Source organism: Ruegeria sp. AB7, from assembly GCF_056542625.1.
In genome coordinates this window covers 1015583-1037933 of sequence record NZ_JBQGAC010000001.1, presented here as the reverse complement: position 1 = coordinate 1037933, position 22351 = coordinate 1015583, and the positions used below count along the sequence as shown (strand labels likewise).

General features: G+C 53.7%; 19 protein-coding genes and 1 pseudogene. 13 read left to right on the top strand and 7 right to left on the bottom strand.

Annotated elements, in window-relative coordinates:
* Positions 1–19: 19 nt before the first annotated feature.
* Positions 20–787 (bottom strand): SDR family oxidoreductase, encoded by a 768-nt coding sequence (locus tag ACR0EN_RS05215; protein ID WP_170817980.1) that lies wholly within the window; start codon positions 785–787, stop codon positions 20–22.
* Between the two features lie 69 nt (positions 788–856).
* Between ACR0EN_RS05215 and ACR0EN_RS05210 the strand changes: the two genes are divergently transcribed.
* The 6 genes from ACR0EN_RS05210 to ACR0EN_RS05185 all read left to right on the top strand — a co-directional run bounded on the left by ACR0EN_RS05210 (position 857) and on the right by ACR0EN_RS05185 (position 7957).
* A complete protein-coding gene (locus tag ACR0EN_RS05210; protein ID WP_170817979.1) occupies positions 857–1915 on the top strand; it encodes an L-idonate 5-dehydrogenase in 1059 nt (352 codons plus the stop codon).
* The gene (locus ACR0EN_RS05205; RefSeq protein WP_480585516.1) at positions 1908–2729 is read left to right on the top strand and encodes a phytanoyl-CoA dioxygenase family protein; all 822 of its coding nucleotides are present in this window, start codon (positions 1908–1910) and stop codon (positions 2727–2729) included. Before ACR0EN_RS05210 ends, ACR0EN_RS05205 begins: the two co-directional genes overlap by 8 nt.
* 307 nt (positions 2730–3036) lie before the next feature.
* The gene (locus ACR0EN_RS05200; protein WP_480503436.1) at positions 3037–3681 is read left to right on the top strand and encodes an IS6 family transposase; all 645 of its coding nucleotides are present in this window, start codon (positions 3037–3039) and stop codon (positions 3679–3681) included.
* A gap of 570 nt (positions 3682–4251) precedes the next feature.
* Positions 4252–5709, top strand: a complete 1458-nt coding sequence (gene xylB, locus ACR0EN_RS05195; protein ID WP_170817977.1) for a xylulokinase — start codon at positions 4252–4254, stop codon at positions 5707–5709.
* Positions 5706–6659 (top strand): aldose epimerase family protein, encoded by a 954-nt coding sequence (locus tag ACR0EN_RS05190; protein WP_170817976.1) that lies wholly within the window; start codon positions 5706–5708, stop codon positions 6657–6659. The genes xylB and ACR0EN_RS05190 overlap by 4 nt, the downstream gene beginning before the upstream one ends.
* The gene (locus ACR0EN_RS05185; RefSeq protein ID WP_170626593.1) at positions 6656–7957 is read left to right on the top strand and encodes a cytochrome c peroxidase; all 1302 of its coding nucleotides are present in this window, start codon (positions 6656–6658) and stop codon (positions 7955–7957) included. The genes ACR0EN_RS05190 and ACR0EN_RS05185 overlap by 4 nt, the downstream gene beginning before the upstream one ends.
* Here the strand turns inward: ACR0EN_RS05185 and ACR0EN_RS05180 are convergent, their stop codons facing one another.
* Together ACR0EN_RS05180 and ACR0EN_RS05175 are read right to left on the bottom strand one after the other, a co-directional pair.
* Positions 7958–9469, bottom strand: a complete 1512-nt coding sequence (locus ACR0EN_RS05180) for a CRTAC1 family protein (RefSeq protein ID WP_170817975.1) — start codon at positions 9467–9469, stop codon at positions 7958–7960.
* Entirely contained in the window at positions 9459–10676 is a 1218-nt protein-coding gene (locus ACR0EN_RS05175; protein ID WP_170817974.1) for an ROK family transcriptional regulator, read from the bottom strand. The genes ACR0EN_RS05180 and ACR0EN_RS05175 overlap by 11 nt, the downstream gene beginning before the upstream one ends.
* Before the next feature lie 151 nt (positions 10677–10827).
* Here ACR0EN_RS05175 and xylF point away from each other — a divergent pair, with 151 nt between their 5' ends.
* The 5 genes and pseudogenes from xylF to ACR0EN_RS05150 form a co-directional block, all read left to right on the top strand.
* Complete coding sequence (gene xylF / locus ACR0EN_RS05170) at positions 10828–11847, top strand: D-xylose ABC transporter substrate-binding protein (RefSeq protein ID WP_170626596.1); 1020 nt, start codon at positions 10828–10830, stop codon at positions 11845–11847.
* Between the two features lie 60 nt (positions 11848–11907).
* Complete coding sequence (locus tag ACR0EN_RS05165; RefSeq protein WP_170817973.1) at positions 11908–13206, top strand: sugar ABC transporter permease; 1299 nt, start codon at positions 11908–11910, stop codon at positions 13204–13206.
* The gene (locus ACR0EN_RS05160) at positions 13206–14009 is read left to right on the top strand and encodes an ATP-binding cassette domain-containing protein (protein WP_170403439.1); all 804 of its coding nucleotides are present in this window, start codon (positions 13206–13208) and stop codon (positions 14007–14009) included. Before ACR0EN_RS05165 ends, ACR0EN_RS05160 begins: the two co-directional genes overlap by 1 nt.
* 9 nt (positions 14010–14018) lie before the next feature.
* Complete coding sequence (gene xylA, locus ACR0EN_RS05155; RefSeq protein WP_170817971.1) at positions 14019–15326, top strand: xylose isomerase; 1308 nt, start codon at positions 14019–14021, stop codon at positions 15324–15326.
* Between the two features lie 91 nt (positions 15327–15417).
* Positions 15418–15768: pseudogene (locus tag ACR0EN_RS05150) on the top strand (DDE-type integrase/transposase/recombinase); the annotation flags it as partial.
* A 123-nt stretch (positions 15769–15891) separates the two neighbouring features.
* On the opposite strand, the gene ACR0EN_RS05145 reads toward ACR0EN_RS05150, so the two are convergent.
* From ACR0EN_RS05145 to ACR0EN_RS05130, 4 genes are all read right to left on the bottom strand, one after another.
* The gene (locus ACR0EN_RS05145; protein ID WP_480585510.1) at positions 15892–16914 is read right to left on the bottom strand and encodes an adenylate/guanylate cyclase domain-containing protein; all 1023 of its coding nucleotides are present in this window, start codon (positions 16912–16914) and stop codon (positions 15892–15894) included.
* 3 nt (positions 16915–16917) lie between these two features.
* Positions 16918–17277 (bottom strand): group I truncated hemoglobin, encoded by a 360-nt coding sequence (locus ACR0EN_RS05140; protein ID WP_170403431.1) that lies wholly within the window; start codon positions 17275–17277, stop codon positions 16918–16920.
* 117 nt (positions 17278–17394) lie between these two features.
* Entirely contained in the window at positions 17395–18225 is an 831-nt protein-coding gene (locus tag ACR0EN_RS05135) for a class I SAM-dependent methyltransferase (protein ID WP_480585507.1), read from the bottom strand.
* Positions 18226–18288: 63 nt separating this feature from the next.
* Positions 18289–19101: an alpha/beta fold hydrolase gene (locus ACR0EN_RS05130; RefSeq protein WP_480585504.1), complete on the bottom strand. Its 813-nt coding sequence runs from the start codon at positions 19099–19101 to the stop codon at positions 18289–18291.
* 287 nt (positions 19102–19388) lie between these two features.
* Between ACR0EN_RS05130 and ACR0EN_RS05125 the strand changes: the two genes are divergently transcribed.
* Together ACR0EN_RS05125 and ACR0EN_RS05120 are read left to right on the top strand one after the other, a co-directional pair.
* Entirely contained in the window at positions 19389–21620 is a 2232-nt protein-coding gene (locus ACR0EN_RS05125; RefSeq protein WP_480585501.1) for an ATP-binding protein, read from the top strand.
* On the top strand, positions 21613–22326 hold the full coding sequence (locus tag ACR0EN_RS05120; RefSeq protein ID WP_170396223.1) for a response regulator: 714 nt from the start codon (positions 21613–21615) through the stop codon (positions 22324–22326). Before ACR0EN_RS05125 ends, ACR0EN_RS05120 begins: the two co-directional genes overlap by 8 nt.
* Positions 22327–22351: the final 25 nt, after the last annotated feature.

Sequence of the window (22351 nt, the reverse complement as noted above, 5' to 3'; positions counted from 1 at the left end):
GGCGATTGGAAGCTGCAGATCAAAGTGACGCCGTTATTCCACCATCGACATAGAGAGTATGACCATTGACGAAACTGGATGCAGGGGAAGCAAGGAAAATGGCGGCGCCGACAAGTTCTTCTACACTGCCCCAGCGACCGGCCGGGGTACGTTTCTCAAGCCATGAGCTAAACTCTGGGTCGGCAACCAAGGCGGCGTTCAAAGGCGTATCGAAATATCCAGGCGCAATGGCATTGCAGTTTAGACCATACTTAGCCCAATCAGTTGCCATTCCCTTTGTAAGATTGGTCACGGCGCCTTTTGTCGCTGTGTAAGGCGCAATACCCGGTCTTGCTAATGCGGATTGAACCGACGCGATGTTAATTATCTTACCAGACTTTCTTTCAATCATGTGCCGTGCCACAGCCTGACCGACGTGAAAGACGGACGCTACATTTGTCTGTAGCAGGCGCTCGAAGGCATCAGCGGGGAAATCCTGTAACTCCGTCCTGTGTTGCATTCCGGCGTTGTTTATCAGGATGTCTATCGGGCCGACCTTTGCTTCAAAGTCGTCGACGGCAGATCGGACACCTTCATGATCGGTTGCATCGAACGAAAGTTCGTGTACCGAGGCACCTGTTTCGCTCAGCTCGGATGCTGCTGACGCTAGTTTAGTGGCATCGCGCCCGTTCAAAACGACCTGCGCACCGGCGGCAGCCAAACCACAAGCCAACGCAAATCCGATGCCTTGGCTAGAGCCTGTTACGAGCGCGCGTGTTCCCTCTAGGCTAAACATTTCAAGCGTCATGCAAAAATCCCTTGGTTGTCAGCACCGACTATCCGTATCTTTTGGCAATCTGTATAGGGAGTCCGTGCAATGTCTTCGGCCAGTGTTGCTGTTGTTATCCATGCCGCAAAAGATTTGAGGTTGGAAAACCGGGATGTTCACGACGTGGGGCCAGACGAAGTCTTGATTGCCATGCGCGCGGGCGGGATTTGCGGCTCTGACCTGCATTATTATAACCACGGTGGTTTCGGCGCGATCAAGTTGCGTCAACCGATGGTGCTTGGACACGAAGTCGCCGGGGAAATAGTGAGAGTTGGGTCAAGTGTGCAGGGGTTGTATTTAGGTCAACTGGTTGCAGTTTCTCCATCCCGACCTTGCCAAGCCTGCATTTATTGTCTGAACGGGCAGCAAAACCACTGTCTTGATATGAAGTTCTATGGCAGCGCGATGCCGTTCCCGCATATCCAAGGCGCTTTTCAAAGCAAACTCGTAGCGAAAGCCAGTCAATGCGTTCCGGCAGATGGGTTAAGTCCTGCGCAGGCCGCTATGGCCGAACCTTTGGCGGTCTGTTTGCACGCGATTAAACAAGCCGGGAGCCTCTTAGGTAAAACGGTTCTTATCACGGGATGCGGTCCAATCGGCTGCCTAACGATCTTGGCGGCGCGTCGTTCTGGGGCTGCCAGAATATTGGCGACGGATATCTCGGACCAGCCCCTCGCTCTGGCGCGTGAATGCGGGGCAGACGATGTCATCAACACCTACGCCGATCCGCAAAAACTGGAGCAGTTTGAAAACGGCAAGGGCCAGGTTGATGTACAACTGGAGTGTTCCGGGGCTCAATCGGCTCTGGCTTCTGGCGTCGCATGCTTGCGCCCGGGTGGAACATTGGTTCAGCTTGGTCTAGGCGGAGACATGACAGTGCCGATGCAGGCGTTGACTGCAAAAGAGATATTGCTTCGCGGGTCTTTCCGTTTCCATTCCGAGTTCTCAGTCGCGGTCGAGATGATGCGAAGCGGACTAATTAACGTCGACCAGTTGGTAACGCATTCCTTCGAAGTTGGCGAGGCTGTCACTGCCTTTGAGGTCGCGTCTGATCGAACCCAATCAATGAAGGTGCAGTTAACTTTTCCGGATAATGACAATGGATAAACGAACGCGTGATATTGCAAAGACTTATGAAAGAGATGGTTTCGTAGCTCCGCTGGATATCCTGACAGCTTCTGAGGTCCAAACGCTGCGCGATGATTTTGAGAAAGCTGAGCGCATTCTCAGAGACGACCCAGATAAACTCAAGCTTCTATATTCTTATCCGGACAGGCTGATACCATCATTCGATGCACTACTTCGCCATCCGAAGCTGATTGAGGCTGCTTCAACGGTGTTAGGGCCGGACCTCATGGTTTGGAGCGGTGCACTTTTCGTAAAAGAAGCGCGATCATCGAAGATAGTCTCGTGGCACCAAGACTTGACCTATTGGGGATTGGATGATGCTGAAGAGGTTACCTGTTGGGTTGCGATTTCAGAAGCGTCTGAGCAAAGCGGGTGTATGAAGTTTGTTCCTGGCAGCCACAAAAGCCGTATCGTGCCTCACGTGGACACCTTCAGCGAAAACAATCTTTTGTCACGCGGGCAGGAAATCGCAGTCGATGTGAACGAAAAAGATGCAGTTGCTGCCGAATTGCGTGCGGGGCAGGCATCCATGCATCACGGGCATCTCTTTCACGCATCCGGGCCCAATAACACAGACGATAGACGCATTGGTGCGGCGTTGCGTTTCATAAAGCCTTCAATGAAACAGCAGAATGGCGTGAAAACTTTGGTTGCGCTAGTCGCAGGGCGAGATGATTTTGGGCATTTCTTACTTGCGTCCTCCCCTCAGGGCTTTTTGCATGAGAACGATTTCGTTTTGTGTCAAAGGGATGCAGACCGCAAGAAACAAATACTCTTCGCCGGAGTGAAGTGACGCCCTTGGCATGCCAGGAACCATTGCTACATCGACCCGGAAGCAGACCTGAATCGCGAAAACTGGTGGACTTACAAGGGTTACCATCGTCGCTCAGCTTTTCTTCCATCGGGCAAAAAGCTGAGGAGGTAGTCTACGGCAAGCTCGAAATTAGACTATTCATCGCTAGCTCATAAGGCATTCTGTTTGGTCTTGTCAGAAGAAGTTTGATTAAGCGGGGTAGGGGTGTTGCGTAGCTTTTGCGCATGACCAGACCTGCCTCTTCAAGTACTTCAAAACCAGCCCAGAGATCATCCGCCTTGCGGTGATGCTATACATCCGTTTCCCGTTCTCGCTTCGGAATGTCGAAGATCTGCTGCACGAGCGAGGCATCGACGTGAGCCACGAAACTGTCCGATATGGGTGGAACAGGTTCGGTCCGATCTTCGCCTCTGAGATCAGACAAAAGCGGGTGCAACAACTGCGTGAATTCTCGAATTGGAGGTGGCAGGTGGACGAGGTTTTCGTGAAGGTGATTGGCAAGAAACATTACCTCTGGCGGGCCGTAGATCATGAGGGCGAAGTGCTGGAAGCCGTTGTCACCAAACGTCGAAACAAAGCTGCAGCATTGAAATTTCTAAAGAAATTGATGAATCGACACGGCCAAGCGGGAGCCGTCGTCACGGATCGCTTCGCCGGATACAGAGTCGCGGTCAGAGAGCTGGGCACGCTCGAAAAACAACCGACGGGTAGATGGCTCAACAACCGGGTCGAGAACTCGCACCTGCCGTATCAACAACGCGAGCGCGCGATGCAGGGTTTAAGGCGCATTCGAAGTTTACAGAATTTCGCTTCCGACCATTCCTCCGTATACAACCACTTTAACCAGGAAAGATCCCTCACCAGCCGAGACTCCTTCAAGCTGACGCGAACCGCCGCTCTTGACGAGTGGCGTCAACTTTGTTCCGGATAGGTTCACGATTTTGAGTCAAATTGAGACTGGTTCGAATTTGTCTGACAGCACCAATGGAGTTTGAAGCCTAGGACCCACCCAGTGTTTCGTTGTAAGATGATACTCGGATATTCGCGCTATTATTTGTCGTGCGGTTATCCACGCTTGGATTGCCAGAATCCACTCATCTGACGAATGACGGGCTTCATGATCCGCGCCGCCAGTTGTGGAAATGGGGCAACTCTCTGAGATTGGTTGTTCAATACAAGCCAGAATTGTACGCGCAAAAGCGGATGAACCTAACTATACCACGCAGTTAACTGCGAGGTGTTTGGCGAAGTAATTTGGGAACCACTTCCTCAACGAACAGGGCGACGATTGGCTTCATGTTTGCGATGCGCAGGAACAAGACGGCTGCGCTTGTTGTGATGTGCGCTACTGATCAGAGATACGGATTTCGCCGTTTGGTCGATAAATCTGCAGTGGTGCGGGGTTATCTCACTGAGAAGCCAACTTGCCTGAAACTTTTGTTGACAATATCTATCCGGCTATTAATTTTAGCAACTAAAATAAAGGTAGGTGAGTTCAAAGATGTATCTTGGATTGGACTTGGGAACATCCGGTCTCAGAGGGATTCTTGTCGACGACGCAGGTTCCGTCGCAGGTAGCGCTGAGTCCATTATCCTTACGTCTTCCTCAAAACCCGGATGGTCCGAACAGTCCCCTTTGGATTGGGTGGAAGCTTGCAAAGAAGTCGTCAGTCAGCTTCGGGCTGCACACGGAAACGCGTTTTCTGCGCTGCGCGGCATTGGTTTGAGCGGGCACATGCACGGTGCGACCCTTTTGGATGCCAATGGTAACGTGTTGCGACCGTGCATTCTGTGGAACGACACGCGGGCATCTAAAGAGGCAGAAATTCTTGATCAACTGCCGGGTATGCGTTCGAGTTCAGGCAATATCGTTTTTCCGGGGTTCACGGCCCCCAAGTTGGAATGGGTCCGCGCAAATGAGCCTGACCTGTTTGCTAAAACTGCCAAGGTCCTACTACCGAAAGACTACCTGCGGCTCTGGCTGACCGGAGACTACGTCAGCGATATGTCTGACAGTGCCGGAACTTCATGGCTGGACGTTGGTGCGCGGCGATGGTCGGAAACCGCACTGGAACAGAGTCACATGAACATCGAACAAATGCCTCGACTGGTCGAAGGCAGTGATCCGGGCGGGGAGTTGCGGTCCGAGTTGGAGCAAGAGTGGGGAGTGTCTGGACCGGTCGTGATTGCAGGGGGAGCAGGGGACAATGCCGCTGCCGCCTGTGGGATAGGCAGTACAAGCGATGGAACTGGCTTCTTGTCCCTCGGAACCTCAGGTGTGTTGCTGGTGTCCAGAGACATCTATGCTCCAGCGCCAGAAACGGCGATACATTCTTTTTGTCATTCTGTCCCTGACAGGTGGATTCAGATGGGTGTTATCCTTTCTGCGACAAACAGTTTGAACTGGCTTTCCCGCAATCTGGGCCAGTCCGTTGGGGACATGATCGCCTCGCTGCCTGCCGATCTGGATAGCCCATCAGAGATCACGTTTCTGCCTTATCTTTCAGGTGAGCGGACGCCTCACAATGACAGTGCAATCCGTGGTGCGTTCCTGGGTGTGGATATCTCCTCGGAGACCACTGATTTGACGCGGGCTGTCATGGAAGGCGTCGCCTTTGCAATGCGGGACTGTTTGGAGGCCCTCAAGAGTACCGGAACAAAGCCAACCAGCCTTTTGGCCGTTGGCGGCGGTGCGCGATCTCGGTATTGGTTGAAAAACCTGGCCACCGTGCTCAATACGCCCCTTGCCTTGCCCCGGGGCAGTGAATTTGGTGCCGCCATCGGCGCCGCCCGCCTGGCAATGTGCGCCTTCAATGGCGCAAACCCGGACTCTGTGATGATGTCGCCCAAAATCGACACGGTGATCGAGCCTCGTGGGGATCTGATCGATGCATTCGAAAATGAATACCAACGTTACCGGCAATATTATTCGGCCTTAGCACCTTTTGCGAAACGATGAACAAAAGGCGGGACATACCTCCTCAAATCGAACGAGCCGTCCTGAATGATGGCGACATGCGCGTGTCGCTACTCAGCTACGGGGCGACAACTCAAGGTTGGTGGTACAAGGGGATGCCAATGATCCTTGGATACGAGAACCCGCGGGACTACGTGACCGATAATAATTATCTGGGCGCAATCGTTGGGCGTGTCGCCAACCGGATCGGAGCAGCGCGTTTTGACATGGAAAATGTTCGGTATGAACTGGACGCAAACGAGGGTCGGAATTCCTTGCACGGTGGGCGGGCAGGCCTATCGTATCAGAATTGGGCTCTTGAGCAGATGACAGCAAACGAGGCCATATTGCGCCTCACTTCCCCGGAGGGTGCCAGCGGTTATCCGGGAACCGTCAGATTTGAAGTGCGAGTAAGGCTGGACTATCCGCGTCTGGTTTATTCGATTTCAGCACAGCCGGATCGGCCGACACCCGTAAGTATAGCGCAACATAATTACTATAGCCTGGGTTGCGTAACGGGCATTTCAGAACATTGTCTGCGGCTGACTTCAAACCGTTATCTTGAAGTTGACAATCAGGGTATTCCCTCGGGCAAGATTGTGGACGCAAGAGATAGTGGTTTGGATTTTTCCGCGCCGAAAGCGATCAGTGCCGTTTTGACGGATTTGGACAACTACTTCGTTTTCAACAGCGCACGAGAGAAGGGGCTTCCGGTCGCCGACCTTACTGCACCCACGGGTTTGAAGCTATCTGTATGGTCAGACCAGGCAGGGGTGCAAATTTACTCCGGGGCTCACCTCACGGAACCCTTTCACAAGAGCGCTGGCGTGTGCATCGAGCCATCGGGTTATCCCAACGCGCCCAACATCCCCGAGTTCCCGTCGATCATATGCGCTCCTGAAGCCCCTTACGAGCAGACATTGATTCTGCAGATTTCAGAGGGTGTGACATGAGGCTTGTTACACCGATTGTTGCTTTTAGCGTGGTAATTGCGTCCACTACGGTGGCAGCGGCTCAGAACCTTGGGCCAATCCCAGAATTTGTTGAACCTGGCGTGAAAGAGGTCCAACTTGGGCGACTGCTTTTCTACGACCCGATCTTGTCCGGGAACAGGAATATCAGCTGCGCGACTTGTCATCACCCCAAACTCGGCACGTCCGATGGGCTCTCGCTTGGGATCGGTGAAGGTGGTGCGGGTCTGGGGGCAAAGCGGAGATTCGATGCGAAAAACCCGCCGGAGCAACGAATCCCGCGCAATTCGCCGGGTCTTTGGAATCTTGGCGCAACCGAGTTCACAGTCTTCTTTCATGATGGGCGCCTTGAAACTGATCCGACACGCGCGAACGGTATCAGGACGCCGCTGGGCACTCATATGAGGTCAGGTTTCAAATCCGCTCTGGCAGCTCAGGCAATGTTTCCGGTGCTGTCTCCTGATGAGATGGCAGGCCACTATTCCGAGAATGACGTCAGCCAGGCTGTACGCCTCGGGTTGCTTACTCAGGAAGGCGGGGCGTGGGATTTGATAGCGGCTCGCGTCGCGGCCATCCCGGAATACGAACAGCGTTTTTCTCAGGTTGCACCAGGAGATACGATCACCTTTTCCGCTATTGCGAATGTAATAGCTGATTTCATTGCCTTCGAATGGCGCGCTGTCAATAGCCCGTTTGACCTTGCGATGCGGGGGGAATCTGAGTTGCCGGAAGATGCTCAGCGCGGCATGCAGTTGTTCTACGGGAAAGCAGGGTGCAGCATCTGTCATTCGGGCTGGTTCCAAACAGACCACAAATTTCACTCCATAGCGATGCCGCAGATAGGACCCGGAAAAGCGGCGCGGTTCGAAAGCCATGTCCGGGATGATGGGCGCCTACGCGTGACTGGTGACGCAGAGGATGCGTTTGCGTTTCGCACGCCCTCGTTGCGTAATGTAACGCTGACGGCCCCGTACGGGCATAACGGTGCCTATGCGCAGCTTGAAGATATCGTGCGCCATCATCTCGACCCAGAGGATTCCCTGCGTTCGTACTCCTTGGAAATGGCTGTGCTTCCTGACTTTCCGGGTGCAAAGGATCAGCTGCCATTGTCGAACCCGGAGAATTTGGATGCGATTGCCAGAAGCAGCGACCTGTCGAGGATAAGTCTGACGGATCAGGAGATCAGCGCGCTACTGAGCTTTCTGGCCAGTCTGGAAGATCCCGCGGAACGTCTTGGTGTTCCAGAACAGGTTCCAAGTGGACTGCCGGTTGACCAATGATCATCGCTCAATTTGAATGATCTGATTTGATTGGATTTCCTGCCATCCTCCTTCTTCGCCATCAGGCCAAATAACCCGAACTTCGATTGCCTTCGCATCCCCCAGTCCAAAATGATGAAGCCCTGCGATACCGCTGATGTGCCCTCCACCGATTGTGATTTCCCGGGTTACCACACCTGACTCGGTCCTGGCCTCGATAAAGCCGCCGACCGCGAAGCGGTTTGGTTTATCTTGGGAAATGTCCAGCATCACCCAATTCCCGGTGTGGGGCTGGTTTTGATAGACCTCAAGTTCCGAGCCCCGGTTAATCACCACCAGATCAAGCCAGCCGTCATTGTTGAAGTCAGCCAAAGCGGCGCCGCGCGACTTGGCCATAGAGGCAACGCCAGCCTCGACTGAAGCTTCTTGAAATTGACCATTCTCCAGTTGTAACAGTAGGTTGTTGGGGTCATTCAATGCTGCATCTGGCATCTGCTCGACATTTCCCTTGGCGACAAAGATATCGTCTAGACCGTCGTTGTTAACGTCGCCAAATTGCGCATGCCATCCAGTTGATGGGCGACCGTCGTCTCCAATATGTGGCCTGTGAGCGGTTGTGCCTTTGCTGTAAGTGGCGTCTCGCCAGGTTGGGCCGCCAGCTTCGGGGTCAAAAACTTGAAATTTTTGGTCACCCATAGAAGTCAGGTAAACTTCGGGGAAGCCATCGCCTGTTAGATCTCGTGAAGCGATGCCCATGCCCCAGAGCGAATATGCCAACCATCCGTCTTCTTTCGAATAGGGGCGTGGAGTTTTTTCCATTGCCCACAATTGCTCGTGGCCGCCACGTACATAGTAATGGCGATCGTTACTGACCCGCAGATCCGCTTGCCCGGTGCGGGACCAGTCAGAAAAGAGAATGGACAGCGCGCAATAGCCTGGTTCGAGATGTTCCGGTGGCTGGTAACTGCCGCCACTGGGCCGGTATAGGACCGTGGGTCCGCAAGTCTCAAACGGGCCGTCGGGATTGTGACGGTCAACATAAGTTCCGAAGGCCAATGTTGGCAGAGTCTGATTAGCTTCCCAGGTGGCAGAGAACCCGGTTGTCCAATGATCCTCTGATCGGAAGCCAAGGGAGCTGAAGGGGCGGAACTTGCAATCAGGCTCACCTTTTATAAGCAGATCGGGGCCGACGCGCAAAACAGCCAGATCCATAACGCCATCACTGTCGACATCCAGCGGGTAAGCCCCAGTTACGTCGACCATGGAAAGCAGCTCGGGGGTATCAGCACGAAATGAAACGCTTTCGTGCGATGTGTTTCTAAACAGTTTGGATGTGTTGGTGCCACCCGCTGCAAAGAGTTCAGGCAACCCATCACCGTCACAATCGAAAACGGCGACCCCGCCGCCAACAAAGTGCTCCCAGCCGCCGTCATAAATATGAGCGCCGATGTCAATCTTTTGGAATTGCGGAGCTTGAGATTCTGCGCTGGCCGCAGATGCAAAAGCGAATAGGATACAAAGCTCAGGGCGCATTTGTCGACAGCTCCTTTACCTTGAGGATCGAGACCTGCTCAATCCCGTACGCCGCAGCTCCCTTAGCCCACATAAGGTCGCCCCAATGATGGGCTGTGATTTCCGGCAAGGGGGTATCGACATTCACGACGCCACTGCGAATTCGGGTCATCACCTCGTCCGAATTCAGGTGTTCTAAGTCCATCTGAGCTCCGGACAAAATAATGCGTTCGGGATCAAACAGATTGATCAGATTGGATATTCCCAGACCAAACATCTGGCCCGCGCGGGCCAGAACGGATTTCGCCCTTTCGTCTCCGGATCGAGCATTTTCGTGGATCTCTTTAATGGTTTCCGTTCCAATGCGTTGATCGGCGACGGTTGCTTCCCGGATCAGTGCATAGTCCCCGACATAGGCCTCAAGGCAACCCCGCTGGCCGCACTGGCAAAGCGCGCCGTCTAGTTGGACTTTTGTGTGGCCAAATTCCGCTCCGCAGCCTCTTTCCCCGCGATATAGCTTACCGTCCAGGACAATTCCAAGCCCAACGCCGTGTTCGATCGTGACGACAAGAAAGTTCTTAAAACCCTTGCCTAACCCAAAGAGTTGTTCCGCCTTTGCTACCAGGTTGGCGTCGTTTTCTATAAAGGCGGGGCAGGGCAGCTCTGTTTCCAGAAATTGGCTAAAATCGACGTTTCTATCGGTAAGTGAAGAGGACCAGTGTACAAAGTTCCTTTCTGCGTCCACGAGACCGGCAACCCCAATTGACACTCCGGATAAGGTGTCGAGGGTCTCGTTGATCTGAGCGCAGGCCTCATCCAAGGCCTTGCGAATAGTTGCCACTAATGCGCCTGGCGTCATCCGGACGTCGTCCAACGGATGTTTGTATGACGTGACCTCGTTGCCTTTGAAATCTACAAGGATGACCGAGATCATGTGGCGCGCCACTTTGAGGCCCGCAACAAGGTAAGAGCGGCCATCCAGCTGAAGTAAAACTCTGGGCCGACCCCTTTTGGCGGATTTGGATTGCGGTTCGGATTCGATCTCTTTGATCAGCCCCGCAGATATGAGGTCGGCTGTGGCTGCAGTAACCGTCGCAGGGCTGGTCTGCAAAGCGCTGGCGATATCTATCCTGGAGATCGAGCCTCTTGTCCGAATGTGTTCCAACACCCGCAGGCGCGTAATGTTCCGCTGGTCCGTGGCATTTTGAGAAGCTTTGCTTTTCAGCATCTTGGCCTCACGAATCTGGTTCTTACCTCAATCTATTTGGATTTCGCCTGTCCTAACAGACTAAATATTTTACCGGCTGAAATAAATATGGTATTCAAATTTGTGAGAGCCGCGAATCGAAGTGCGATGGCTCGGCAAATGGGAGGAAATCATGAAGAGAATTCTCAGCTTTTCGGCTGTGGCCACTTTGTTGGCTTCGACCGCATTCGCAGAGCCAGTGGTCGGTGTAAGCTGGTCAAACTTTCAGGAGGAGCGTTGGAAAACAGACGAAGCGGCCATCAAGTCGGCACTTGAAGCAGGCGGTGCCGAGTACATTTCGGCAGACGCGCAATCGTCCTCCGCAAAGCAGCTATCGGACATCGAAAGCCTGATCGCCCAGGGTGTGGACGCGCTTATCATCCTTGCGCAGGACGCGCAGGCCATTGGTCCCGCGGTTCAGGCCGCGGCGGACGAAGGTATTCCTGTGATTGCCTATGACCGTCTGATCGAGGACGACCGAGCATTTTATTTGACCTTCGACAACGTGGAAGTCGGCAGAATGCAGGCTCGGGCTGTCTTTGAGGCCATGCCCAAGGGCAACTACGTGATGATCAAAGGCTCTCCTACTGATCCGAACGCAGATTTCCTGCGGGGTGGTCAGCAAGAGATCATCGGAGCAGCCGTCGACAGCGGTGACATTGTAATTGTTGGTGAAGCCTACACGGATGGTTGGTTGCCCGCGAACGCGCAGCGGAACATGGAACAAATCCTGACCGCGAACGAGAACAACGTGGATGCAGTCGTTGCGTCGAATGACGGTACTGCAGGCGGTGTTGTTGCGGCCCTAACAGCACAGGGTATGGAAGGCATTCCGGTGTCAGGTCAGGATGGCGACCACGCAGCGTTGAACCGCGTTGCGCTGGGCACTCAAACCGTTTCGGTATGGAAGGACGCTCGTGAACTCGGAAAGGCCGCTGGCGAAATCGCAGTCGCACTGAGCGGAGGGACAAGCCCTGCTGATGTCGAAGGTGCAATTAGTTGGACATCACCGGGTGGCACCGAGATGAACTCGGTCTTCCTCGCACCCGTTCCGATCACCAAGGACAACCTATCCGTTGTTGTGGACGCTGGATGGATCCCATTGGAAGATCTGTGTCAGGGCGTTGAAAACGGACCTGCTCCCTGCAACTAAACTTCAAAGTCCCTGGCCCCGTCTGGGCCGGGGACTATTGCTGAATATGAAAGATCGGAAATGACCGAAACTTCGTCTCAGCCGGTACCTGAAAAAGCGAAACCCAGCCTGTTCCAGCAACTGGAACTGGATATGCGGCTTTTGGGAATGATCGGCGCGTTTGTCATCCTGTGCATCGGGTTCAACATCTTCACAGATGGAAGGTTCCTGACGCCGCGCAATCTATTCAACCTGTCCATCCAGACAGTTTCGGTCGCCATTATGGCATGTGGGATGGTGTTCATTATCGTCACGCGACACATCGACTTGTCGGTAGGAGCGCTGCTGGCAACTACCTCGGCTGTGATGGCAATGACGCAAACTGAGCTTTTGCCGCAGGTGCTTGGGATGGGTTTGAACAATCCTGCAACCTGGGCGATCACCATTGTCGTCGGGTTGGTTGTCGGCACGCTGATTGGTGCGTTTCATGGCTGGATGGTTGGTTATCTGACGATACCAGCCTTCATCGTTACGCTTGGTGGATTTCTGGTTTGGCGAAACGTGGCGTGGTATTTGACCAGCGGCCAGACGATTGGTCCTCTGGATAGTACATTCCTGATGTTTGGCGGAACCAACGGAACATTGGGAACGACGACAAGCTGGCTGTTCGGCTTGTTTGCTACCGCAATCGCGATCTGGGCGTTGTGGAGTGGCCGCCGTGCAAAAGCGGCACATGGTTTCCCTGTCAAACCTGTCTGGGCCGAGGCCACTCTGGCCGGGATAATCGCAATCGCCATCCTTGGGTACGTTTACATCGTAAACAGCTACGCCATACCGACACGCCGGCTGCAACGTATGTTCGAAGCGCGCGGAGAGACAATGCCAGAGGGGCTGGTCGTCGGATACGGCATACCGATTTCTGTCCTCATTCTAATAATAGTAGCGGTTACCCTGACGATCGTGGCACGAAAAACCCGGTTTGGTCGTTACATCTTTGCCACTGGCGGCAACCCGGATGCGGCAGAGCTTTCGGGTATCAACACTCGGCTGCTGACCGTGAAAATCTTTGCTTTGATGGGTTTCTTGTGCGCCGTGTCCGCGGTGGTCGCCTCGGCCCGCTTGGCAAACCACTCGAACGACATTGGCACGCTGGACGAACTTCGGGTCATCGCCGCTGCAGTGATCGGAGGAACCGCATTGTCGGGCGGCATCGGCACCATCTATGGCGCGATCCTGGGTGCATTGATCATGCAGGCGCTGCAATCGGGCATGGCAATGGTTGGCGTTGACGCGCCGTTTCAGAACATCGTCGTCGGCAGCGTCCTCGTGTTGGCCGTCTATATCGACATCGTTTACCGCAAGCGACTGGGGGCAAAGTGATGCAAGCTCAGGATACGCAGAAAAAACCTTCTGGCACTGGGCGCGGTTCAGGCGCGCCGCCATTGGTCGAGATGCGCGACATCTCGATTTCCTTCGGTGGGATCAAGGCCGTCGACCATGTGTCGGTCGATCTCTATCCGGGTGAAGTCGTTGGCCTGCTTGGCCACAACGGGGCCGGAAAGTCCACGTTGATCAAGGTATTGTCCGGCGCCTATCAGATGGACCACGGCGAGATTCTGATCGATGGCAAGCCGGTCGAGATTGGCAATCCCCGTGACGCCCGGGCGAACAATATCGAAACGATATATCAGACGCTCGCCTTGGCCGACAATCTGGACGCGACCTCGAACCTTTTTCTTGGGCGCGAGATGACGACGCCGTTTGGGTTGGTCAACGACGCAGCCATGGAGGCCGAGTGCCGAAAGATCATGGCGCAGCTCAACCCAAACTTTCAGAAGTTCAATGACCCGGTCTCCGCCTTATCGGGTGGGCAAAGACAGTCAGTGGCGATCGCGCGCGCGGTCTATTTCAACGCCCGTATCCTGATCATGGATGAACCCACAGCAGCGCTTGGGCCGCATGAAACTCAGATGGTGGCGGATCTGATCCACCAGCTAAAGGCGCAAGGCATCGGGATATTTCTGATCGATCACGACGTGCATGCCGTCATGGAACTGTGCGACCGCGCATCGGTCATGAAGAACGGAAAACTGGTTGGGACGGTCGATATCTCAGACGTGACTGACGACGATCTTTTGTCGATGATCATTCTCGGCAAGCAGCCAGCACAAAAAGCAGAGTAGGGGGCAGAAATGCCAAGTGGATTTTTTGAAGGGATCGAGAAGGTCCAGTTTGAAGGCGTGGATAGCAAGAACTCGTTGGCCTTTCGTCACTACGACCCGGATGAAATCATCATGGGCAAGCGTATGGAGGACCATCTGCGGTTTGCTGTGGCCTGGTGGCATTCATTCGCGTGGGAGGGCGGAGACCCCTTTGGTGGACCTACGTTCGAACGCCCATGGTATCCTCAGGACGATATGGGCCGGGCCCGTCAGAAGGCAGATATTGCATTCGAATTGTTTGAGCTTTTGGGGCAGCCATTCTTTTGCTGGCACGACGCTGACATCCGGCCCGAACAGGGAAATTTTGCCGATAACCTGCGCACATTAGAAGATATCACCGATTATATCGGTGAAAAGATGCAGGTGTCTGGCACCAAGCTGCTTTGGGGCACGGCCAATATGTTCAGCCATCGTCGCTGGATGTCTGGTGCCAGTACCAATCCTGATCCCGACGTTTTTGCGTTTGCAGCTGCGACAGTGAAATCCTGCATGGATGCGACCCACAAGCTCGGCGGAGAAAACTACGTTCTATGGGGTGGCCGAGAAGGCTATGAAACCCTGTTGAACACGGATTTGAAAACCGAGTTGGACCACATGGGCCGTTTCTTGAACATGGTCGTTGAATACAAACACAAGATTGGGTTCAAAGGAACTATTCTCGTGGAGCCCAAGCCTCAGGAGCCGTCCAAACACCAATACGACTACGACGCCGCGACTTGTATTGGGTTTCTCAGGAAGTACGGGTTGGAGGACGAGGTCAAGTTGAACCTCGAGCAGGGGCATGCGATCCTGGCCGGACACAGTTTCGAGCATGAAATTGCGGTCGCCGCTGCCGAAGGGATGCTTGGCTCGATCGACATGAACCGAAACGATTACCAATCCGGATGGGATACGGACCAGTTCCCGAATAACACGCCAGAGGTTGCTTTGGCATATTACTACATCCTGAAAGCTGGTGGCTTTACAACTGGGGGCACAAATTTTGACGCCAAAATTCGTCGGCAATCGCTTGATGCAAAAGATCTTGTTGCAGCCCATGTCGGCGGAATGGACATTTGTGCACGGGGCTTGAAAGCTGCGGCTGCTATGGTTGAAGACGGTGGCTTGGAGGACGCGCTGACGGAACGGTATTCCGGTTGGAACACTCCGGAAGCAGTTTCTATGTTGGGTAGCAGTCTGGAAGAGATTTCTGCCCGGGTTCTGCAGGAAAATACCAACCCGAAACCACAATCTGGGCGTCAGGAGATTCTGGAGAATTATGTGAACAGGTTTGTGTGACCAAGGAAAACTGCAATCGGGGAACTGTCAAAAGAATCTTGTCAGAAGAACTTTGCTTGGGCGGGGTAGGGGTGTTGCGTAGCTTTTGCCCATGACCAGACCTGCATCTTTCAAATACTATAACAACCGGTTCTGAGATCATCCGCTTGACCGAGATGCTGTACATCCGATTCCCGCTCTCGCTTCGGAATGCCGTAGATCTGTTGCACGAGCGAGGCATCGACCTGAGTCAAGAAACCGACTGCTACTGTTGGGACAGGTTCGGTCCGATGTTTGCCTCTGAGATCCGAAGAATGCGGATGCAACAACTGCGCGCACTCTCGATATGGAAGTGGCACGCCGACGAGATTTTGTGAAGGTGAATGGCAAGAGACATTGCCTCTGGCGGGTTGTTGATCACGAAGGCGAGGTGCTGGAATCCGTTGTCACCAAACGCCCAAACGAGTAGCCGCTTATTTCGGGATCAAGATCAGTGGTTTTGGGACTGGGTAAACAGCCTACTGTATTCGCTGCAGTGATCAGTCACCATTTAGTGCGAACAAAGGATTACAGCGGGCATTGACGCTTAGCTATCGTCGGACAAGCGCCAGATGTCTTGCTCTCCAAACCCACGGATTGTTCGCGCACCGACATTCTCAAGGTCAAACTGATCTTTGAGGACCTGCGCGACTTCGTCCTGGACTGAAATCTGCATCGGGTCAGAGAATTCCTGAAGTCTGGAGGCCAGATTCACAGCCGGACCAAAGATATCGTACACATACTTCTGGATGCCAACGACCGACCCGACTACCGATCCCGTGGCCAGTCCAATTCTGCACCGCCACTGATGCGGATGGCTCAGGTTTCGGCGGGTCAAATAGCGTACGAAACGAATGGCTGTGTTTGCGATTGCCTTGGCGTGATCCGGTGTCGGATCGGGCAGGCCTGCGACGGTGATATATGCGTCTCCAATCGTCTTGATCCGTTCGCAACCGAATTGCTCACCTATGCGATCGAACGCGCTGTAGATATCATTCAGTTCGGTGACCGTGACGCTCGGGTCCTGCGAGGCGACCATATCCGTGAACCCCACGAAATCGAGCATCAGGACGGAGACGGGATCATAGAGTTGTGGCGTGACCACGCCGAAAGTCTTGTACTCTTCGTAGACCGACCGGGGCATCAGATTTAGCAGCAGTTTTTCAACCTGCTCCTTTTCCCGCTTCAACTCGCGGGTGTTCCGTTCCACCATCATCGAATAGGAGTCGATCATGGACTCCAGCTCTTTGATGCGGGTGATGTTCTGACATACCAGAACCAGCACATCGTCATGCGCGACCGTGAAATCGAGTGCGATCACCAGTGTGCGGCGTTTCTTTTTGAACGTGATTTCTGATGTATGTCGCCCGGTGCCGGACAGGCTTGTTTGCACTGTGTCGATTTCCAGATCAGGAAAGAGCTGCTGCAATTGGTCTGAAGGGCCATCGGCACTGAACCACTCGTCAAACGTATCATTGCGGAACCCAAACTTCAGCGATTGACGGTCCAGTAGGGCAACGCCCACACCAATCGCGCGAAGGAGCTGTTCATTGATGGCTTCGATGGTCATGATTTATCCAACAATCAAGGGGCGACGTTTACTGAATTCCGCGACAACGATATCGATATCCTCGGCATCCACGCCGTGTCTTTGCAAAGCATCACGGAGCACGACCTCCAACTCGTCGAAATGGTCATCCGTAATTGCGAGATGAGAGTGTAACTGGCGCAGTTGATTGTCGGTGTAGGAGGCCGGACCACCAAGGAGCGACGCTATGAACTTGGTCTGATGGTCGACCATGCGGCTCATATCCACGTTGTCGAAGAAGGGTCCAACCTCGTCATTGTCCAGCAGGATGTCATAGAACGAGAACACGATCTTGCTGATCTGTGAAAACCCACCGTATTTTTCATAAAGTGTGCGCTCGGCCATAACAAAATCCCCCTTAAACAAACTAATACCAAGAAAATGGTGGATCGACTACACCGGGTGATCTTCATCGTTCTTTGACGGTTGGGTCAAAGAACGATGAGCCAGTGATTCACGATCTCAGCCGCGCTGCATGACAATTTCAGCGTACTCGGATGAGATGCAAAGTGTGTCATTGCCTGAGATATCGAACTTTTCGATCAGGGCCATGATATCGCGCTGCAGCGCCTCTTGTCCCGATGCGTCCAGTGCATCGAAGGCCTTTTGCATCGGGCCATAGAACGTCCGAAAATACTCTAGGAAGTGTTCGGCTGAACGGTAGCGGAACATGAAGTTCTTGCGTCGGAACGAAACGATGGTGCTGTGCGATCCGAAGGCTTCTTCAATCCAGTCCCGGCTGCCCCACAAAGCCGGAGAGCTTACGCCAGCAGGCGGAGGCACATGTTTACCGATCGTTTTGAACAGAAGGCCGATGAAGCTGTCCGGCGTCCAGTTGGCCAGACCAATCTTGCCGCCGCGTTTGACGACCCGTTGCAGCTCTGCTGCTGATTGTTGTTGGTTCGGTGTGAACATCACGCCGAACGTCGAAACCACCGCGTCGCAGGATTGATCATCGAAAGGCAGGTTTTCGGCGTCGGCAACCTTGTAGGTCACGAACAGACCTTCCGCTTTGGCGCGCTGGCTGCTGGCGTCCAGCAGGGCTTCTACATAGTCGGTCGATGTAACATCACAAAAGCGCCGGGCGAAGGCCAGGGTGGCATTACCATTCCCGGCGGCGACATCCAGTACCTTGGAACCGGGCATCAGATCCATGCTTTCAGCCAGTTCCTCGCCCGTGATTTGCAGCGTGACACCCACTTTGCTGTAGTCGCCGGAGCCCCAGGCGACGTTTTGCTTTGCTTTGATTGCCGCAAAGTCTGTGGTGGCGTTGATCGATGTTTGAATACCCATGATATTGCTCCTTTTGATGTAGCAGTGGTTTGATGAAGGCCGCATTGCTAAATGCGGCCCCGGTCAGGCAGCTTGACGTTCTGGCCAGCTGACAGTTTCAACGGGCCGCTCCACATTGGCCACGTGTTCGAAAATCCTTGAGTTGATCCATTCGGGCTGGAAGACCGGCGCCATATGGCCCAGCTCGGGCAGCAACGCGATCCGCGCATTGGGCAAAGCCTTCGCGATCTCGACCGAGACGTTCTGCGCAATCTCAGGTGACTCCAAACCAGTCATTACCAACGTCGGTATTTCAAGCTTGGACAGGTCCTTCAGTTGCCAGGTTTCAGCAAAACCATTTGCAAAATCAGACATGACTGATGGGATCATCCCAATGAACCGATCCCGGGCCTGCGCGGGCAGCGAGTTCCAAAACCCCTTCTCGTTCCAGAAATCCAAAAAGTGATGCATACCAGCAGCGGCATCGCCATCCGCTGCTGCGGCGCTCACCACACCCGCGAGAAGCTGGATTTGCCCGAACAGTTTCTTGCTGACCTCATTGCCAGCCTTCAGAAAATGAAAGGCTGCAGGCTCATATACTGTCAGGCTTTTGACAAGATCAGGACGCATCAACGCGATCTTGATGGCAATACCTCCGCCGTTGGAATGTCCAACAAGATGAACGGGGCGTCCCAGCGCTTCGATTTCCCGGATGATCGGAATGGCAGAAAACGCCGCGCCGTTTTGAGAGTTATCTCCAGTCAACGGGCTACGACCGTAACCAGGAAGATCAACGGCGTGAACACTAAAGCGACCTTCCAGATCCGCCGCCAGTTGGTTCCATTGCCCACTATTGGACGCCGAAGAATGCAACGCAAAAATAGGTGCGTTAATCATTTCAGTAGTTCTAAAAGAAATAGTCATCGTTCTTACCCAATCGCACTTAAGATGGGCAATAACTGACCTTTCTATGTTTCATTGTGATGTCTGGAAGCGGTGCCAAGTGTTTCAGTTGTTGCTCTGTGAAGCAGGTCACACAACTTGCTATCGGGCTCAAAAACAAACAGGTTTTTCGGCCGGTGTTTGACTGAGTTGGCACCCATTGAAACAATTGAAACACGCGATGCTGATTTTGAAATGGCATTGAAACAATGGTATCCTAAAAATTCAGGATGACGATGGGCATGGCGAACGAATTTGAAGAAATCGAGAAGGCGCGGGACCTTCTTCGTGATGCGATCGAATCTCTCAAAGAAGGGTTCGCCCTCTATGATGATGATCGCCGCCTTGTCCTGTTCAATCAACGATATGCCGAGATGAACAAGGGGGTTGCCGACCTGCTGCAACCCGGACTGGACTGGGAAATCCTGATGCGTGAGACGGCGCGCCGGGGAATTTACGCCGAGGCCATCGGCAATGAACAGCAGTGGGTTTCGGACCGGTTGGCTAATGGGGTCGAGTTCATCCAAGACTTTGAGCTGATGGAAACGGATGGGCGTACCTATCTGGTTTCTGTTCATCCCACCAAGTTCGGCGGATTTGTCGTCACGCGTGAGGATATCACCGAACGCAAACAAGCCGAGGTCGAAGAGCGCGACGGCGATCTATTGATCCGAAAGGTGTTGGATGCCAGTTCGGCAATCGTAACCATGGCGCGGATTGGTGATGGTCAGATCTTGTATCGCACGCCTGCTGCGCTGCAGATGTTCGGACCTTCCAAATCTGCAAAACAGCATTATCAAAAGCCGGAAGAGCGCGCGGATTTTGTAACCCAGCTTTTGGCCGATGGTCGTGTCGATGACTACAAGCTCGACTTGATTAATGCGGCTGGCAAAACCTTCCCTGCGTCGATTTCGTCTCAATTGATCGATTACAAAGGCGAAGAAGTCATCGTGACCAGCGTGATCGATCTAACCGTCCAGAAAGAGGCTGATGCCCTGATCCGTCAGGTCATGGAGGCGTATCCAGCAGCCATCAACATGACGCATGCCGACACCGGCGAGGTGCTGTTTGCTACGCCCGAGATAAAGGCGCTGTTTGGTGAAGCAGAAAGTTCGAAATCCTACTATGCGGACCCGAATGAGCGCGAACGGTACCTGAAAGACCTCCGGCAAGCGGGGGCGCTTAAGGATCGGCGTATGGAGTTCGTCGATGCAAGCGGGCGAAAGTTCTGGGGGGCGGATTCTTCACGGCTGATCGAGTTCAATGGTGAAGAAGTAATCGTTTCCAATACCCGCGATCTGACCGATGAATTGGCCATTGAGGCCGAGCTTGAAAAGCAACGAGAGCTGCTGTTCCAGAACGAAAAGATGTCTGCGCTAGGCGAACTACTCGCCGGTGTGGCGCATGAGCTTAACAATCCATTGTCGGTTGTTGTGGGTCATTCGTTGATGTTGAAGGAAGAAATTTCTGACCCCGATCTCGGTGTCAGGATTGAAAAAATCGGCAATGCCGCAGAACGCTGCGCGAAGATTGTTAAAACCTTTCTGGCGATGGCGCGTCAGCAGCCCAGCAAGATCGAGCAGGTTGATGTTCCCAGCATGATCGAAACAGCTGCGGATGTCGCCGGGTACGGTAGCTCATCAGGTGAAATTCGCATTGAGCAAAGTGTGCCAGCAGACCTGCCTGCAGTTGCCGGGGATGCGGACCAGCTTACGCAAGTCGTCTTGAATCTTATCATCAATGCCGAGCAGGCCATGACCGCATCCGGCATCGGCGACCAGATCATGCTGTCTGCCGAGGTCAAGCCTGACACCGGAATGGTTGAGATCACGGTTCAGGACAATGGCCCCGGTATCCCCAAAGCCATACGCGCACGTATCTTCGAGCCGTTCTTCACCACAAAAGAAGTGGGTGACGGCACCGGGATTGGGCTTGCTTTCTGTCACCGGATCATTCTGTCCCATGGCGGTCAGATCAGGCTTGATCAGGCCGCAGTGTCCGGCACCTGCTTCCGGATAACTCTGCCCGTCGCAAAGATGCAAAATGATGTGGCTGAAGAAAAACCCGAACCCGCCGCGAATTTTGCCAAGCACCGTGCATTGGTCGTGGATGATGAGGTCGAAGTGGGTGAGATCAATGCCGAGATACTGCGGAAGGATGGCTTTCACGTTGATTTCGTTACCTCAGGGGAAGAGGCGCTCAGGCAACTGCAGTCCGCCAACTACGATGTATTCCTAAGTGATATGAACATGCCCGGTGTTGACGGACGCAAGATTTATGAGGCGCTGGTGGCGCGTTTTCCGAAAATGCTGACCCGGACAGCATACATCACCGGGGACACCATGGGTGAAAGCTCATTGGGACTGCTGAAGGAATCCGGTCTGCCCTATCTGGAAAAACCCGTCTCGCCTTCGGAACTGAGAATACTTGTCGGAAAGCTGCTCGCCGATCAGAAGGATCAAACGGATGAATGACCAGAAAACCCATATCCTGGTTTGCGATGACGAGATCGACGTGCGCGAGATGCTTCAGGAATATCTGAGCAAACGCGGGTACGAGGTTTCTGCAGCCGCTGGCGGAGAAGAGCTCCGGTCTGTCATCTCCTCTCGTGCTGTTGATGTCATGATCATGGATATCAATATGCCAAAGGAAGACGGTCTTTCGATCCTCAGATCGCTTCGTCCTGAAAACACGACGCCCGTGATCATGTTGACTGCAGCAGGCGATGTAGTGGACCGGATCATCGGGCTTGAGATGGGGGCAGATGACTATCTTGGAAAGCCGGTTGATCTTCGGGAACTGGAAGCGCGGATCAAGGCCCTATTACGCCGAGGGGCCATAAACGAAAGTCTGCCCGCAGATGCCTCCGAAGGCAATTTGGCCCTTTTTGGCGACTACACGCTGGATAAAGAGGCAGCCAAACTTCTTGCGCCGGATGGATCCGAGGTCCCGCTAACGGCGATGGAGTATAGTCTGCTCAAGGTGTTTGCTGAAAACAAAGGGCGTGTTTTGAACCGTGATCAGTTGCTAGAACAAGCGCATGACCGGTCCTGGGATCCGTTCGATCGCAGCATTGATATCAGAATATCCAGACTGCGCCGGAAGCTTGAAACCAACCCGGAAAAGCCGGAAATCATCAGAACCGTGCGGGGTATAGGTTATGTTTATGATCCCAAATAGGGTTTGCCGTTCCGGACAAGCAAAT